6 protein-coding genes are annotated in these 17,472 nt (G+C 61.5%); 3 read left to right on the forward strand and 3 right to left on the reverse strand.

All coding sequences use genetic code 11. The features are described 5' to 3' along the window. The first annotated feature begins 467 nt into the window (after positions 1-467). The 3 genes from ACMGT0_RS00895 (at position 468) to ACMGT0_RS00905 (ending at position 12,970) form a co-directional block, all read left to right on the forward strand. On the forward strand, positions 468-800 hold the full coding sequence (locus tag ACMGT0_RS00895) for a hypothetical protein (RefSeq protein ID WP_239687876.1): 333 nt from the start codon (positions 468-470) through the stop codon (positions 798-800). Between the two features lie 426 nt (positions 801-1,226). After that, a complete protein-coding gene (locus tag ACMGT0_RS00900) occupies positions 1,227-11,813 on the forward strand; it encodes an amino acid adenylation domain-containing protein (protein WP_416771131.1) in 10,587 nt (3,528 codons plus the stop codon). Continuing rightward, the gene (locus ACMGT0_RS00905; RefSeq protein WP_054063427.1) at positions 11,810-12,970 is read left to right on the forward strand and encodes an FAD-dependent monooxygenase; all 1,161 of its coding nucleotides are present in this window, start codon (positions 11,810-11,812) and stop codon (positions 12,968-12,970) included. Before ACMGT0_RS00900 ends, ACMGT0_RS00905 begins: the two co-directional genes overlap by 4 nt. Positions 12,971-13,129: 159 nt before the next feature. Here ACMGT0_RS00905 and glmS read toward each other — a convergent pair whose 3' ends face one another. From glmS to glmU, 3 genes are all read right to left on the reverse strand, one after another. Then, positions 13,130-14,965, reverse strand: coding sequence for a glutamine--fructose-6-phosphate transaminase (isomerizing) (gene glmS / locus ACMGT0_RS00910; RefSeq protein ID WP_054063426.1), 1,836 nt, complete (start codon positions 14,963-14,965; stop codon positions 13,130-13,132). Positions 14,966-14,976: 11 nt separating this feature from the next. Next, a complete protein-coding gene (locus tag ACMGT0_RS00915; RefSeq protein WP_054056439.1) occupies positions 14,977-15,744 on the reverse strand; it encodes a DeoR/GlpR family DNA-binding transcription regulator in 768 nt (255 codons plus the stop codon). 325 nt (positions 15,745-16,069) lie between these two features. Continuing rightward, entirely contained in the window at positions 16,070-17,437 is a 1,368-nt protein-coding gene (glmU, locus tag ACMGT0_RS00920) for a bifunctional UDP-N-acetylglucosamine diphosphorylase/glucosamine-1-phosphate N-acetyltransferase GlmU (RefSeq protein ID WP_416771134.1), read from the reverse strand. Positions 17,438-17,472: the final 35 nt, after the last annotated feature.

Genomic DNA, 17,472 nt, shown 5'->3' on the forward strand with positions numbered 1-17,472 from the left:
AATGAGGTGGCAGCTGTACGCAGGTTGACGAACCGGGAACCAAGGAACCGGCAGACCCTAAGGCCTCCCGCGCACAGCCGCCATGAAGCGTTCCTTCCCCAGATGAGCCAGGAAGGACGTGGTGGCGCAAAGGCGCTCTGATTCGTTCGGATCGTCAAACCCGCTCGTTGATTTGGCAACGAGAACCAGAGCCTAAAGGCAGGGCTGATTGATCAACAAGTCAGCTCAAGCCGACGGCATTGTAGGCAAAACCCAGCCAAACCAGTAGGTAGGCCGACGAGCTGTGGATAAGTCGACAGGCCCATTAACACTTTGAAACCTTCGTTTTCGGCCCCGACGGCTCGACTGCGCTAACCTCATGGTTTTCAAGCACTGAAATTTCCTACATGAACTACTCAGGACTTCTCTGCGCCGCCTTGCTGTTGTCGCTTGCCGGGTGCGAACAATCGGCCTCTTCGGGCAGTGGAATGTCCTCGACACACCCCGACGCCGCGGCCCTCAAGGGTGGTTTTCGAGGCACCGGCAACGAGCCGGGCTGGGTCGTTGAAGTGGGGATGGGAGAAACGCCGCCGCTGCACCTGGAGATGAACTACGGCCGGCAGAAAACCGAGGTGACCAAGAGCGAATCAACCACCGACGGCTTTTTCGGCAATGCCGCGGACGGTACTGAAATCCAGGTACTGATCGACAGGAGCCCCTGCACCGACGACATGAGCGGCAAGCCATTCGAGGCCACCGTGCTGCTCAAGGTCGGGGATCGCGACTACCACGGTTGTGGTGAGTGGCTTGTAGCGCACTAGCCAGCAGGCTGAACACGGCACAAGCGCAAACAGCGTAGACCGTTGCACCGTGTTCCCGGCTGATGCACGAAAACGGGTTTTCCTCTGCCCCCGGAACAAGCGACTGCTTGCTCTGGTGTCCCCCTTTTCCGGTATAGATCTCTCCCCTCTGTAAACGCCTAATGACGTCAAGTTGATCGTTTTCAGTCATGGCTACGTTGGAATCCACCAACTTCGCTACCCCCCCATGGATCCCTCGCCGGCGCATGACGCGAATGATATCGGCCGCTCAAGCAAGCACCCGACCACGATGCAATGACGGTCGGTTCGCTGTGGTTACCGAACAGACAGAACGTCCATTGCACATTCCGCCCCCCTCTCCCTGGCTTTTCACATCCGATCCATTGGTTGTTGGCGAGCCTGAGTGACTTGAATACAGGCGCCCCCATGACATCCGCTGACTTGCCAATGTTCGCCCCTGAAACGCCAGCCGTTGAACTCACCTCCCCCCAGCAAGGCATCTGGTTTGACCAGATCGCGAATCCCGAACTGCCCTACTACAACATCGGCATGGTCCTTGAGATCAAGGGTGAACTGGATCTGCCGCTGTTCGAGAAAGCGTTCCAGCTGATCGTGGATCGCCATGAGTCCTTGCGCCTGGTGCTCAGTGAGCAGGGTGCAAGCGTGCGTCAGCGCGTACTGCCCCACGTCAAGGCGAAGCTGAGCGTTGTCGAGTTTTCAGGCGAACAGGCTGGCGAAGAACCTGTAAAGGCCTACCTGCAAGATGTTTTTCGCCAGCCGTTCACGCTGCTGGGGGAGGTGCTGTGGGAGGCCAGGCTCGTGCGCTGCGGAGCGGATCGGCATTACTGCCTGTATCGCAACCACCACCTGGTAGGGGATGGCATCGCGGTCTATTTGATCATTCACGCGGTGGTAGACGCTTACAACGGCCTGCTGCGGGGTGATCACAATCCACCCCAGGGAAATTCTTATCTGTCGTTTCTCGCCGAGGACCGAGCCTATCTGGAATCGACCCGTTTCGAACGTGACAAGGCTTTCTGGAAAGAGCGCTATGCCGAGCTGCCGCCACCCTTTCTGCAGCCACGCGTCGCGGTTGCCGACAACCGAACAGCGCCCAGCGCGCTGAGCCAGATGATGATCCCCCGGGCTCTTTTCGAGGAGCTCGGGCAGTTTGCACGCAGTAAGGGCCTGTCACTGCCTCATATTTTCATGAGCGTCATCAGCACTTACTTCTGCCGTACCACCGGTGTCGACTCCATCGTCATCGGCATGCCGGTCCACAACCGGACAACGGCTTACCAGAAGAACACCGCGGGCATGTTCTCCTCCCTGAATCCCATCCGTCTTGAGGTGGACCCCCAGGCTTCGTTTCTGGAACTGATGCAGACGACCTCCACCCAGTTGCGCCGCAGCTACCGGTATCAACGCTTTCCGATCGCAGAACTCAACCGGATGCTGAAACTGAACCAGATGGGCCGGCGGCAACTGTTTGACGTGTCACTGTCGTTTGAGAGTCTCGATGGAGAGGTGATCTTCGGCGACAGCCCGACCAAAGTGCATTCCCTGTACAGCGGGCATGAGCGCCTGCCGCTGGCGATTTTCGTGTGCGACTACAACCCCAACGCAGACGTTTATCTGGACTTCAACTTCAATACGGCATTTTTCACGCTGGAAGAAGTGCAGCAGATTCAAACGCGCATGCTTTCCATGCTGACCCACGTGGTCGAGCAGCAACACACGGCGGTTTCACACTTTCCGATCATGCCGATGGCCGAACGGCAACAGGTGCTGCAGACATTCAACGCCACTGAGCAGTTGTACCCTGACGATGAACTCATTCACACGCGCTTCGAGCAACAGGCAGAACGCCAACCAGACGCCTGCGCCGTCAGCGATCACCACGGCAAGGCGCTGACCTACGCCGAACTGAATCGTGCCGCCAACCAACTGGCGCATCATTTGATCACACTGGGCGTCGGCCCCGATGACCGGGTCGCTATCTGCGTCGAACGTGGCCCCCAGATGATTGTCGGCCTGCTGGGGATTCTCAAGGCGGGGGCCGGTTATGTGCCGCTGGACCCTGCCTACCCCGCTGAGCGCCTGGCCTATCTGCTGCAAGACAGCGCACCGGTCGCGGTGCTGGTACACACCGCGACAGCGCAGGTGCTGGCGCTCGGATCACTACCCGTCATCCATCTGGACGATGCCGCCTTGCAGGCGCAATCCGTGCAGAACCCACAGGTACCGGGCCTGGACGCCTCGCATCTGGCCTACGTGATCTACACCTCGGGCTCCACCGGCTTGCCAAAAGGCGTGCAGGTCGAACATCGCCACGTGGCCCGCCTGTTCTCGGCCACCGACGGCTGGTTTGGCTTCAGCCCGGATGACGTCTGGGCACTGTTCCACTCGTTTGCTTTCGACTTCTCGGTCTGGGAAATCTGGGGCGCCCTGATGCACGGCGGGCAACTGCTGATCGTCCCGCACCTGGTCAGTCGCTCACCCCGGGAATGTTATGCACTGCTCTGTGACGCTGGGGTCACAGTGCTCAACCAAACCCCTTCCGCCTTCCGCCAACTGATCGCCGCACAGGCCGACAGCCAGCAAGCCCATGCGTTGCGCCACGTGATCTTTGGCGGCGAAGCGCTGGAAACCGGCATCCTCAAGCCCTGGTACGCCAGGCCAGGCAACGCCGGGACGCAACTGGTGAACATGTACGGCATCACCGAAACCACCGTGCACGTGACGTATTACCCCTTGCAGGCCGACGATGTCGAGCGGGCAGGCGTCAGCCCGATTGGCCAGCGGATACCGGATTTGCAGTTGTATGTGCTCGACGCCCGCCGCGAGCCCATGCCTCTGGGCGTGGTCGGTGAGTTGTATGTCGGTGGCGCCGGCGTGGCGCGAGGCTATCTGAATCGCCCCGAACTGAATGAAGAACGCTTTCTCGCCAACCCGTTCAGCGAACAGCCCGACGCCCGCCTGTACCGCACGGGCGATCTGGTGCGCTGGTCTGCTGACGGTCGCCTCGAGTACATGGGGCGCAATGACGATCAGGTCAAGATCCGGGGTTTCCGTATCGAGCTGGGTGAAATCGAAGCCCGCCTGGCCGGGTACGAGGCGGTGAAAGAAGCGGTGATCATGGCCCGTGAAGACATGCCGGGCGACAAGCGCCTGGTGGCCTATTTCACCACGGATGCCGAAGTGAGCCCCGACCTGCTGCGCCAGCATCTGCAGGCCCAACTGCCGGACCACATGGTGCCCGCTGCCTACGTGCGCCTGGAGTCGCTGCCACTGACCTCAAACGGCAAGCTGGATCGCAAGGCCCTGCCCGCGCCCACCCAGTCATCGATGGTCAACCGCCAATACGAGGCGCCTATTGGTGACACCGAAACCGCCATCGCCGCTATCTGGCAAGAATTGCTGGACATCGATCAGGTGGGTCGCCATGACCACTTCTTCGAGCTGGGCGGGCATTCATTGGTGGCCGTCAAGCTGATAGAGCAGATGCGCCAGATCGGCCTGAGCGCCGATGTTCGCGTGCTGTTCAGCCAGCCGACCCTGGCCGCCCTGGCGGCGGCCGTGGGCGGAGGTGCGGAAATCGTGGTACCTGCCAATCGGATCCCCGAGGACTGCAAACGCATTACCCCGGACATGCTGCCCCTGGCGAACCTCACCCAGGCCGCTATCGATCGCATCGTGGCCACGGTGCCCGGGGGCTTGGCCAACGTGCAGGACATCTACGCCCTGGCGCCGCTGCAGGAAGGCATTCTTTTCCATCACCTGCGCGGTGAGCAGGGCGACCCCTATGTCCTGAAATCCGTCTTTGCCTTCGAGGATCAAGCCCGTCTGGACGCATTCAGCCAGGCACTGCAACAGCTGATCCAGCGCCACGATATCCTTCGTACCGCCCTGCTCTGGGAAGGGCTGGACGAACCGGTGCAAGTGGTATGGCGCCAGGCCACCCTTGCCACGGAAACCCTCCACCTTGATCCGGCTCAAGGGGATATCTCCACGCAACTGCAGCACCGCCATGACCCGCAGCACTATCGCCTGGATCTGGGCCAGGCACCGTTGATGCGGCTGGTCAGTGCCTACGATACCGCGCATCAGCGCATCGTCTCGCTGCTGCTGTGCCATCACCTGGTGCTCGACCACACTGCGCTGGCCGTCATGCGTGACGAGATACAGGCCCTGATGTTGGGTAAAGGCCATGACCTGCCGGCCTCGGTGCCGTACCGCAATTACGTGGCCCAGGCCCGCCTGGGCGCCAGTGTCGAAGCCCAGGAAGCCTTCTTCCGCAACATGCTCGGCGACCTCGACGAGCCGACCCTGCCGTTCAACCTGCACGACGTGCACGGCGGCGCAAACGCAATCGAAGAGGTGTATCACCGTATTGACAGCACCTTGAGCCAACGCCTGCGCAGGCAGGCCCGGCTGTCCGGAGTGAGTCCAGCCAGCCTGATGCACCTGGCCTGGGCCCAGGTCATCGGACGCTTTTCAGGACGCGACGACGTCGTCTTCGGTACCGTCCTGATCGGTCGAATGAGCGGCTCGGCCGGTACAGACCGTGCGCTGGGCATGTTCATCAATACCTTGCCGATGCGTATCAAGGTGGGTGATCAGGGGGCCCGGGCCAGCGTTCAAACCACTCACGCACAGCTGTCGGCACTGCTCGAACATGAACATGCCTCGCTGACACTGGCGCAGCGTTGCAGCGGTGTGCCGGGCGATCTGCCCCTCTTCAATGCCCTGCTCAACTACCGACACACTGACGGCGAAGCCTTGAGTCGGGAGATCGGCGCGGTATGGGCCGGCATTCAAGTATTGAACGCCGAGGAACGCAGTAACTACCTACTGACATTGAACGTGGACGACCTGGGGGAGGACTTCATCCTCAATGCCCAGACCGTGGTCGACATCGGTGCGCAGCGTATCTGCAATTACGTGCAGACCGCACTGGAAAGCCTGGTCGAAGCCCTTGAACAGGTTCCTCAGGCGCCCTTGCACAGCCTCTCGATCCTGCCGGAGCAGGAGCGCCATCAACTGGTGGTCGACTTCAATGCAACCGCGTTCGATTACCCCTTGGAGCAGACACTCCACGGCTTGTTCGAAGCCCAGGTGGAGCGCACGCCGCAAGCGGTCGCCGTGGTGCATGGCGATATCCGCCTGAGTTATCGCGAGCTGAATGACCGGGCCAACCAACTGGCACATCATTTACTCGATATCGGGGTAAAACCGGATGACCGTGTGGCCATCTGCGCCGAGCGTAGCGAGTCGATGGTCATCGGTTTACTCGCGATCCTGAAAGCCGGCGGCAGTTATGTACCGCTGGACCCGGCTTATCCTGCGGACCGGATTGCCTACATGCTGCAGGACAGCACTCCCTCTGCCGTATTGGCTCAACAGACGACAGTGAGCCTGCTGTCGAGCGTTGCGGTACCGGTGATTGATGTGGATTGTCAGTCATTGCAGGGTCAATCGCTGGCCAATCCCCAGGTGCCGGGCCTGACCGCGGCTCATCTGGCCTACGTGCTCTACACCTCCGGCTCGACCGGCACGCCCAAGGGCGTGATGAACGAGCATCGTGGCGTGGTCAACCGTCTGCTTTGGGCACAAGACCACTACGCAGTGAATGAAACCGACCGCGTCCTGCAAAAGACCCCCTTCGGCTTCGACGTGTCGGTCTGGGAGTTCTTCCTGCCCTTGCTGGCCGGCGCCCAGCTACACATGGCCCGCCCAGGCGGTCATCAGGATCCGGCCTACATCGCTCACGTCATCCGTGAACACGGCATCACCCTGATGCACTTTGTGCCATCGATGCTCGATGTCTTTCTGGAGCATGGCGACCGCCAAGGCTTCAGTGAGCTGCGACGTGTGCTGTGCAGCGGTGAAGCGTTACCCGGGCATCTGGTTCGGCGCTTCAAGGCGCAGTATCCGGATATCGCGCTGCACAACCTGTACGGTCCGACCGAAGCGGCCATCGACGTCACCGCATGGGACTGCTCGGGCCCCGGCACGCCCGACAGTACGCCGATCGGCAAGCCGATCGCCAACACCCGGATTTACCTGCTGGATGCCCATCAGCAGCCCGTCCCCCTGGGGGTCGCGGGAGAGATTTACATTGGCGGGGTTCAAGTGGCACGCGGTTATTTGAACCGTGCACAGCTGACGGCCGAGCGTTTCCTCAGCGACCCGTTCAGCGACGACCCGAATGCCCGTCTCTACAAAACCGGCGACCTGGGCCGGTGGTTGGCCGACGGCACGGTCGAGTACCTGGGCCGCAATGACTTCCAGGTGAAGATCCGCGGCCTGCGCATCGAGCTGGGCGAGATCGAAGCGCATCTGCTGGCCTGCGAAGGCGTCAGGGATGTGGTGGTGATCGCTCGCCAGGACACCGACGGTGATACCTATCTGGTCGGCTACATGGTCGGCACCCACGCCAACGAGCTGTCAGCGCAGGCACTGCAGGCGCATCTGCGCCGGCACGTCCCCGACTACATGGTGCCGAGGTATCTGATTCAGCTGGAGCACTTCCCGCTCAATGCAAACGGCAAACTGGACCGCAAGGCCTTGCCCGAACCCCAGGAGCCCCTGGGCAGCACTGACGCGACAGCGCCGCGCACGGCACTGGAACAGGCGCTGGTGGCGCTCTGGAAAGACAACCTGAAACGCGAGGTACTGGGCGTCCACGATAACTATTTCATGCTTGGCGGCGACTCTCTGAAGGTCATTCATCTGCAGATCAAGGCGCGTGAGCAAGGTATGCCGCTCACGCTGGGGCAGATCTACCAGAACCCGACCATCGCTCAACTGGCAAAGCTTTTGAGCACGCAGCAGGCATCCTCAGCGCAATGGCAGCCCACCGTCCATGTGAAGCCTTTTGCCCAAGTATCAGAAGACATCCGCTTGGCCAGCGAGGGCGTGTTCGATGAGGTGTTCCCGGCTTCGCAGCTGCAGGTCGGGATGATCTATCACTCGATGATGTACCCGGACTCGGCGATCTATCACGACATCTTTCGCTACCGGCTACGCCTTCGCTGGGATGCCACCTCATGGAACCGTGCGTGCGACGCATTGATCCGGCGTCATCCGGCGTTGCGCATGTCCTTTGATCTAAGCCACCACGCAACGCCCATGGCGCGTGTGCATCGCGCGGTCGAGCCGCCTGTGCAAGTGATCGACGTCACCGCCCTGGGCCCTGCCGAGCGGGCGCTGGCGGTTTCCAGTTACGTCGAAGAACGTAAGCGTCACCGTCCAGATTGGCATGAGGCACCGCTCTATCAGTTCGGCGTATTCGTCGCGGCGGACGACATTAATCTGGTTTTCAGCTTTCACCACGCCATTCTCGATGGCTGGAGCGTCGCCACCCTGATGCGTGACCTGATCACCCTCTACACGTCGACGCCAGAAACCGACCCTTTGCCTGCCCTGATCACCACGCCAGCCGACTTCATCGCCCTGGAGCAGGCGGCGGTGACGACGGCTGAGCATCGTCTGTTCTGGAGCGAATACTTGCGCGAAGCGCCCGCCGCGTCGATGACCAGTTGGGTCCATGCGGTCGCCCCAGACCCTGTAGCGCACCGTTCGGCCTATCGGGAAATGCCGGCGGCTGACCTGGCCCGGCTCGAAGCGTTCTGTAGGGCGCACGACCTGCCGTTGCGCTCGGTGTTGTTGACGGCTCATGGCTTTGCGCAAGCCATCCTGTCCAACCAGAAAGAAGTGCTGTGCGGCGTCATCAGTCACGGTCGCCCCGAGTTCGAGGATGCAGCCTCGATTCTCGGCCTGTTCCTCAACACATTGCCTGTGCGTTTCAACACGCTGGGCCAGAGTTGGCTGGAGCTGGTCCGCCAATCGATTGCCCAGGAACAACAGGTGTTCACGCATCGGCGCTATCCGTTCGCCCTGATCCACCGTGAAACCGACGTAGCCTTGGATGTGGTGTTCAACTACGTCGATTTCTATGTGCTCAGTGACATGCTGGCCGAGGACGATGGAATCCTTATTGACTGGGAAACGACCGAGGCCAGCAACTATGACCTGCTGACCAGCCTGGGCCGCCATCCGCGCAATGGCTCGCTGATGTTGAAGATGGACTACCGCACTGCCCGCGTCGCCGAAAGCCAGGTGCAGGCTTATGCCGAATACCTGTTGCGCACCCTGGCATTGATGATGGACGCGCCAGAGGCCAGCCCCTGTGTACCGGCATGGAGCCCCGTTCTCGAGCCGACCACGCCAGCCCCGGCCATCCCACGGCCCCATGACAATCTGGCGAGTCTGTTGCTGGACAGCTTTGCCCGCCATGCCCCACAAACCGCCGTGAGTTTCGACGGGACCCGACTGTCGTACCGCCAACTGAGAGACGCCAGTGCGCAAATGGCCAGTTGGCTGCACCGGCACGACATAGGCCAGGGAGACCGGGTTGCGATCATGATGCCGCGCTCGCCCGAGCTGATCGTGGCCTTGCTCGGCGTCATACAGGCTGGCGCTGCGTATGTGCCGATTGACCTGAGCTTCCCGGATGAGCGCATCCGGCTGATTCTCGAGGATTCGCAGCCCAGCCTGATCCTGTTCGCCGACGCGTCGCAGAGCCGGGTGACATCACTGGCGAAGCACGCACACCAGCGGCATTGGGATAGCGTGGCCGCGGAGTTCGACAACGATCCCGGCCGCTGCGCGGAACGGGTTGCCGTACTCGCGGCGGGCATCGAGGCCGACGACAACGCCTATGTGCTCTATACGTCGGGTTCGACAGGCCGTCCCAAAGGCGTGGCCATGCCACACCGTGCCTTGACCCATCTGATCCTCTGGCAGAACCGCGAACAGGCGCAGGGCATCGACCCGACCGTTTCGCTGAAAACACTGCAGTATTCATCAATCTCGTTCGACGTCTCGTTCCAGGAAATTTTCTCGACCCTGTCCTGCGGCGCTGAACTGGTGATGATTGAAGAAGCCCTGCGCTATGACTTCATCCAATTGTTGAAGTTGATCTGCGCACGGCAGATCAACCGTCTGTTCCTGCCCTACGTCGCCTTTCAAGGGCTGGCCGAAGTGGCCATGCAATTGGGGATTCGCCCCGTCTCCCTGCGCCTGATCAACGTGGCCGGCGAGCAGTTGAAGATCACGAGTGAGATCCGCGACCTGATAGATGGCCTCGAAGGCTGTCGGGTAGAAAACCACTATGGGCCGACCGAGTCGCATGTGGTCACGCGCCTGAAGCTTGAGGGTGCCAGCGAAACCTGGCCGAGCATGCCGTCGATCGGCACGCCGATCGACGGGGTACGCCTGCATGTTCTGGATGCAGCCGGCAATGCCTGCCCTGTCGGCGTCATCGGCGAACTGTTTATCGAAGGGCCTTGCCTGGCAAACGGCTACTGGAATCGATCCGACCTGACCGACGAACGCTTTGTCTACCGGCAACTGGAAGGCCAGGCCCGCAGGCTATATGAAACCGGGGACATCGGGTTTTACCTGCCTTGGGGTGATCTGGTCTATCAAGGCCGCGGTGATGCCCAGGTGAAGATTCGCGGCTACCGCGTCGAGTTGGGCGAGATCGAGGTGGCGATGCTGGGCTCCGCCCGATTCGGTGCCGACATTCGACAAGTCGCCGTTATCGACAAGCCGGCAAACGATGGCACCCGTTATCTGGTGGGCTTTGTTCAGGCCATGCCGGGGCGCGTGCCGGATCTGGATCAACTCAAGGCAGAGATGCGCCTGGCGTTGCCCGATTACATGGTGCCCAACACGCTGATCAGCATTGAGCAACTGCCAGTGGGCCCCACCGGCAAGATCGACCGTCGGCAACTGCAAAAAGTAGAGATTCAACACATCCTGCAGCGGCCCTTCACCGCTCCCCGAAATGCCGTTGAAGACTTGTTGCAGGCTTATTGGCAGGAAGCCCTGGGCCTGGAAGAGATCAGTGTCCATGACAACTTCTTCGAGGTGGGCGGCAACTCGCTCAAAGCGGTGCAACTGGTCGCGAAGCTGGTCACGCATCAAGGTCTGGAACCCTCATTGGCCGACTTCATCCAGGCCCCGACCATCGCCGAATTCGCCCAAGTGCTGCAAGGGACCGCCACCGGACACCCCGCTACTGGCGCGCTGGTGGACTTCAAGAACGCGCCTGGCCAGCCGCCGGTGTTTCTGGTCCACCCTATCGGCGGCCACGTACTGTGCTATGCCGCACTGGCGCATGTCCTCAAGGACCAGGTCAATCTTATGGCCTTGCAGGCGCCGGGAACCTGGGACGCCCGTGAACCGATCCCATCGGTCTACGGCCAGGCGACCTATTACGCCGATGCCATCGAGCAGGCCGTACCGCACGGCGCGTTGAATATCGGTGGCTGGTCGTATGGCGGCGTCGTGGCGTATGAGCTGGCGAGCGAGTTGCAGCGTCGCGGGAGGTTTGTGCATAACGTGTTCCTGCTCGACACCATCGTGCGTATCAATCAGGGCCAGGTGCAGGTCGAACGCTCCGAGTTCCTCAATTGGTTCATGTGGGAATTGCTCAGCGGCGACGGCCAGAAGGAATACGACTATCAGGCGCTGGATTTTTCCGCGATGAGCGATGCGCAAGCCTTTACGCAGATCCGGCAGCACGGCATCGACCAGGGCATTTTCGACGAAACCATTACCGTGGCAACACTGGACCAGCTGTTCCGGGTGTTCCACGCCAACTGGCAAGGGATGCTGGACTACAGTTTCCCGCCACGGGACCTGCCGGTGACGTTATTCGCGGCGGATGTCGAGCTGCCCAATGTCCTGCAAAGCCCCCACGAAATGGTGGGCACCGCCTTTAACGACCCTTATCGCGGATGGCGCGCGCTTTCTCCCCAGGTCCAGCGCATTGGCGTAGAAGGCGACCACCTGACGATGATGCGCGAACCCCACATCCAGCGGGTGGGCAGCTTCATCAAGTTACACATGGACGCGGCCCTGATAGGAGACGCCGGCAACACTGCCGGATTGACCGCTCCATCAGGCGTGAATGGCTTGCTACAGGTGAAAACAGCATGACAGAACAGAGGAAAGCCATCGTCGCAGGCGCCGGTGTCGGCGGTTTGACGGCGGGCATCGCACTGCAACGCGCGGGATGGCAGGTCACGGTCTTCGAAGCGGCTCAAACGCTGCGCACCGGTGGCACCGGCTTGTCCATCATGGCCAATGCCATGGCGGCGCTGAATTCGATCGGCGCCCATGCTCCGGTCGAACAGGCGGGCCAGGAGATCCGCCAGTTCTTTTTCAAGAAAACCGGTGGCGCGCCCATCACCAGCATCCCGATTCATGAGATCGGTGAGCAACTGGGCTACCCCAGTATGAGTATCCAGCGGCCCTTGCTGCTGCGTGCACTGGCGCAGCAACTGGCACCCGACACCCTGATAACGGGTATGCGCTGCGCAGGTTATACCAACCACGCCCATGGCGTGACGGTGCACTTCGAAGACGGCAGCAGCCAAGCGGCTGACCTGCTGATTGGCGCCGACGGTCTCAACTCGGTCATACGCCGACAAATGCTGGGCGAGACGCCCCTGCGATCCTCGGGCTATATCGCCTGGCTGGCGGTAACGCCGTTCAGCCACCCGGTCATGACTGAAGGCTACGTGGCGCACTACTGGGGCCGCGGCAAGCGCTTCGGGCTTTGCGATGTGGGCGACGGCCACGCTTATTGGTGGGGGACCTGTAACCATGAAAACGCCTCGCACGACGCCTTGAGCCTCAACAAACAGGAAGTGCTCGACGCCTATGCCGGCTGGGCACCGGAAGTCTGTGCCGCCATTGAGGCGACGCCCGACGATGTCATATTGAAAATGCATGCCAGGGATCGACAGCCCGTAGAGCAGTTCTGCGATGGGCATGTGGCGCTGTTGGGCGATGCAGCTCATCCCATGTTGCCGAGCCTGGGCCAGGGAGCGGCGCAGGCCATCGAAGACGCCGTCGTACTGGCTGATCGCCTGGCAAAGACCCCTGACCTGCGCACCGCGCTGGCGGAGTACGAGGCGCATCGGCATCCGCGCGCCAATGAAATCGTCAACACCGCGCGCTTCATGAGCGGCATCGAACAGGCCGAGTCGAGCATCGCCTGCTGGCTTCGCGACTGGTACATGCGCCTGGCGCCCAAAAGCAGCGTGCGCAAGAAGAATATCGACATCATGTCGTTCAAGCCCTGCGCTTGATAAGCACAGGTGCAGACGGGTCGGGTGTTCTCTTCGGGATCCAAGGTAAAGCATTGAGGCCACGCCCCCTAAGGTGAGACGTGGCCCCCGTGATACAGCTTTTATTGTCCTGGTAGCGACTTTATTGTCAGAACCCGCAGATCATCATCGTCTACCGCGTTATTCCACCGTCACCGACTTCGCCAGGTTGCGCGGCTGGTCGACGTCGGTGCCCTTGAGCACAGCGACGTAGTACGACAGCAACTGCAGCGGGATGGTGTAGAGGATTGGCGCCAGGGTGTCGTGGATGTGCGGCAGGGTGATGACGTGGGTCCCCTCGCCATTGCTCATGCCGGCCTGTTCGTCGGCAAAGACGATCAGTTCGCCGCCACGGGCGCGGACTTCCTGCAGGTTGGACTTGAGCTTCTCCAGCAGTTCGTTGTTCGGCGCCACAGTGACGATCGGCATGTCATTGTCGACCAGCGCCAGTGGGCCGTGCTTGAGTTCGCCGGCCGGATAGGCTTCGGCGTGGATGTAGGAGATCTCCTTGAGCTTGAGCGAACCTTCCATCGCCACCGGATACTGCGCGCCACGACCGAGGAACAGGGTGTGGTTCTTGTCGGCGAACAGCTCGGCGATCTTCTCGACCTTGGCGTCCATCGCCAGGGTTTCGCCCAGGCGGGTCGGCAGGCGACGCAGTTCTTCCACCAGTTCGGCTTCGACACCTTCCGCCAGGGTGCCACGGACCTGGCCCAGGGCCAGGGTCAGCAGCAGCAGGCCAACCAGTTGGGTGGTGAAAGCCTTGGTCGAGGCCACGCCGATTTCGCGACCGGCCTGGGTCAGCAGGGTCAGGTCCGACTCGCGCACCAGCGAGCTGATGCTGACGTTGCAGATCGCCAGGCTGCCGAGGAAGCCCAGTTCTTTTGCGTTGCGCAACGCGGCCAGGGTGTCGGCGGTTTCGCCGGACTGGGAGACGGAGACGAACAGGGTGTCCGGCTGCACCACCACCTTGCGGTAGCGGAATTCGCTGGCGACTTCGACCTGGCACGGAATGCCCGCCAGGCCTTCGAGCCAGTAACGCGCGACCATGCCGGCGTGGTAGCTGGTACCGCAGGCGACGATCTGTACATTGCGTACCTTGGCGAACAGCTCGGCGGCCTGGGGGCCAAAGGCCTGCACCAGCACCTGGTTCTGGCTCAGGCGACCTTCCAGGGTGCGTTGCACCACGGAGGGTTGCTCGTGGATCTCCTTGAGCATGAAGTGGCGGAACTCGCCCTTGTCGGCGGCTTCGGCGCCATCGCGATACTGCACGGCTTCGCGCTCGACGACCTGGCCATCGATGTCCCAGATCTGCACGCTGTCACGGCGGATTTCGGCAATATCGCCCTCCTCCAGGTACATGAAACGGTCGGTCACCTGGCGCAGGGCCAGTTGGTCGGAGGCGAGGAAGTTCTCACCGAGGCCGAGGCCGATCACCAGCGGGCTGCCACTGCGGGCTGCCAGCAGACGATCAGGCTGCTGCGCATTGATCACGGCCAGGCCGTAGGCGCCGTGCAGTTCCTTGACCGTGGCCTTGAGGGCCTTGGTCAGGTCGCCCAGGTCCTTGAGCTTGTGGCTCAGCAGGTGGGCGATCACTTCGGTATCGGTGTCCGACGAGAAGACGTAGCCCAGGCCCTTGAGCTGTTCGCGCAGGGCTTCGTGGTTCTCGATGATGCCGTTGTGCACCACGGCGATATCGGCGCCGGAGAAATGCGGGTGGGCGTTACGCTCGCAGGGGGCGCCGTGGGTGGCCCAGCGGGTGTGGGCGATGCCCAGGCGGCCGGCCAGTGGCTGGCCGGCCAGGGCCTGGTCCAGCTCACTGACCTTGCCGGTCCGGCGGGTCCGCTCCAGCGTACCGTTGTGAGTGAAGACGGCGACACCGGCGCTGTCGTAGCCCCGGTATTCCAGACGCTTGAGACCCTCGACCAGAATGGCCGTGATATTACGTTCAGCAACTGCACCGACAATTCCGCACATGCTTTTCTCTCCTAGCTGACGGCCGCGCAAATCAAATGTATGCCGCGGGCCTGAATCTGTTCGCGTGCCTCCTGGGGCAAGCGTTCATCGGTAATAAGGGTATGGACGCTGCTCCACGGCAGTTCCAGGTTGGGAATACGCCGACCGATCTTGTCGGACTCGACCATGACCACCACTTCGCGGGACACTTCGGCCATCACCCGGCTCAAGCCGAGCAATTCGTTGAAGGTGGTGGTGCCCCGCTCCAGATCGATGCCGTCGGCACCGATGAACAACTGGTCGAAGTCGTAGGAGCGCAGCACCTGTTCGGCGACCTGGCCCTGGAACGATTCGGAATGCGGGTCCCAGGTGCCGCCGGTCATCAGCAGCACGGGCTCGTGCTCCAGCTCGCTGAGGGCACGGGCGACATGCAGGGAGTTGGTCATCACCACCAGGCCAGGCTGCAGGCCCAGTTCCGGGATCATCGAGGCCGTGGTGCTGCCACTGTCGATGATGATGCGGGCGTGTTCCCGCAGACGGCCGACGGCGGCACGGGCAATAGCCTGCTTGTATTTCGACACCGAGTGGGCGGGATCGCTGACCAGTTCCTGGGGCATGCTGATCGCGCCGCCATAACGACGCAGCAGCAGACCATTGCTTTCGAGCGCGGCCAGATCCTTGCGAACCGTAACCTCGGAAGTTTCGAAGCGTTTGGCCAGTTCGTCCACGCTCACTTCACCCTGTTCACTGAGCAAGGCGAGAATGCTATGACGACGTTGAGGGGTATTACGTTTCGACATGGGGCGTTATGTTTCGATTCGAAAGATAATAAGTGCAATCAAAACCTGTAATCGAAACTTCGTCAAGTGAAGGTTTTCAAAAAATGGCTTGTGGGTAACTTTTTCGGTTCGCGGGTCGAGCCCTTCCCTTCACCGCCAGAAAAATCCTTTGGCAGGCGAGCATTCACGACATGTTGTGGTGTCGATGAAATGGCTGTCGCCAGCAAGCCCGGTTGCGCAGGGGGAAGTCTGCGCACGGGGAAGAGGGAAGATTTATCCACAAACGCAGAGGGCCACCCACGGTGGCCCTCACTTTCCACAGCGCTCAAAAGCGCTTGTGGATAATTCAGCTCTTCTTGATCTTCACCGGCCGCTTCCAGCCATCGATATTGCGCTGGCGTGCACGCGCCACCGCCAGTTGGCCTTCATCGACGTTCTGGGTGATGGTCGACCCCGCCGCCGTGGTAGCACCGTGGGAGATATCCACAGGGGCGACCAGGGAGTTGTTGGTACCGATGAAGACGTCATCACCCAGCACCGTCTTGTGCTTGTTGGCACCATCGTAGTTGCAGGTGATGGTGCCGGCGCCGATGTTGGTGCGTTCACCGATCACGGCATCGCCCAGGTAGGCCAGATGGCCGGCCTTGGTGTCGTTGCCGAGCACGGCATTTTTCAACTCGACGAAGTTACCCACATGGGCACGCTCGCCCAACACGCTGCCGGGGCGCAGGCGGGCGAACGGACCGGCATCGCTGCCCTCGCCCATGATCGCGCCGTCGAGGTGGGTGTTGGCCTTGAGCACCACGCCCTTGCGCAGGGTGCTGTCCTTGATCACGCAGTTCGGGCCGATCACCACGTCATCCTCGATCACCACGCGGCCTTCGAGGATCACGTTGATGTCGATCAACACATCACGCCCCACCGTGACCTCGCCACGCACATCGAACCGGGCCGGGTCACGCAGGGTCACGCCCTGGGCCATCAGACGCAGGGCCGCACGCTTCTGGTAATGACGCTCGAGCTCGGCCAGTTGCCGACGATCGTTGGCGCCCTGCACTTCCATGGCATCGTGGGGTTGCTCGGTTTCCACCACCAGGCCGTCGGCGACCGCCATGGCGATCACATCGGTGAGGTAGTACTCGCCCTGGGCGTTATTGTTCGACAGACGGCTCATCCAGTCGCCCAGGCGCCGGGCCGGCAAGGCGAGGATGCCGGTGTTGCCTTCGGTGATGGCGCGCTGCGCCTCGTTGGCGTCCTTCTGCTCGACGATCGCACAGGCCTTGCCCTGGGCGTTGCGCACGATACGGCCGTAGCCGGTCGGGTCCGCCAGTTCGACGGTCAGCAGTGCCACCTGTTCAGGCGTGGCGTGCTGCAGCAGGCGCTGCAGGGTTTCCACTTCGATCAGCGGCACATCGCCGTAGAGCACCAGCACGGTGTCGGCGGTAATGAAAGGAACGGCCTGGGCCACGGCATGGCCGGTCCCCAGTTGTTTATCCTGCAGGACGAAGTTCAGGTCATCGGCGGCCAGTCGTTCACGCACCTGGTCCGCACCGTGGCCGATCACCACGTGAATGCGCTGTGGACTCAATTGGCGGGCGCTGTGGATAACATGTCCGAGCATCGAATTGCCAGCTACGGGATGAAGAACCTTCGGCAACGCCGAACGCATGCGGGTGCCTTGGCCGGCAGCAAGGATAACGATTTCGAGAGACATGACTGGCTACCAATCCTGGGTGGTCAGCGGCTGTG

The organism is Pseudomonas sp. RHF3.3-3, from assembly GCF_048069595.1.
Lineage (GTDB): Bacteria > Pseudomonadota > Gammaproteobacteria > Pseudomonadales > Pseudomonadaceae > Aquipseudomonas > Aquipseudomonas fuscovaginae_B.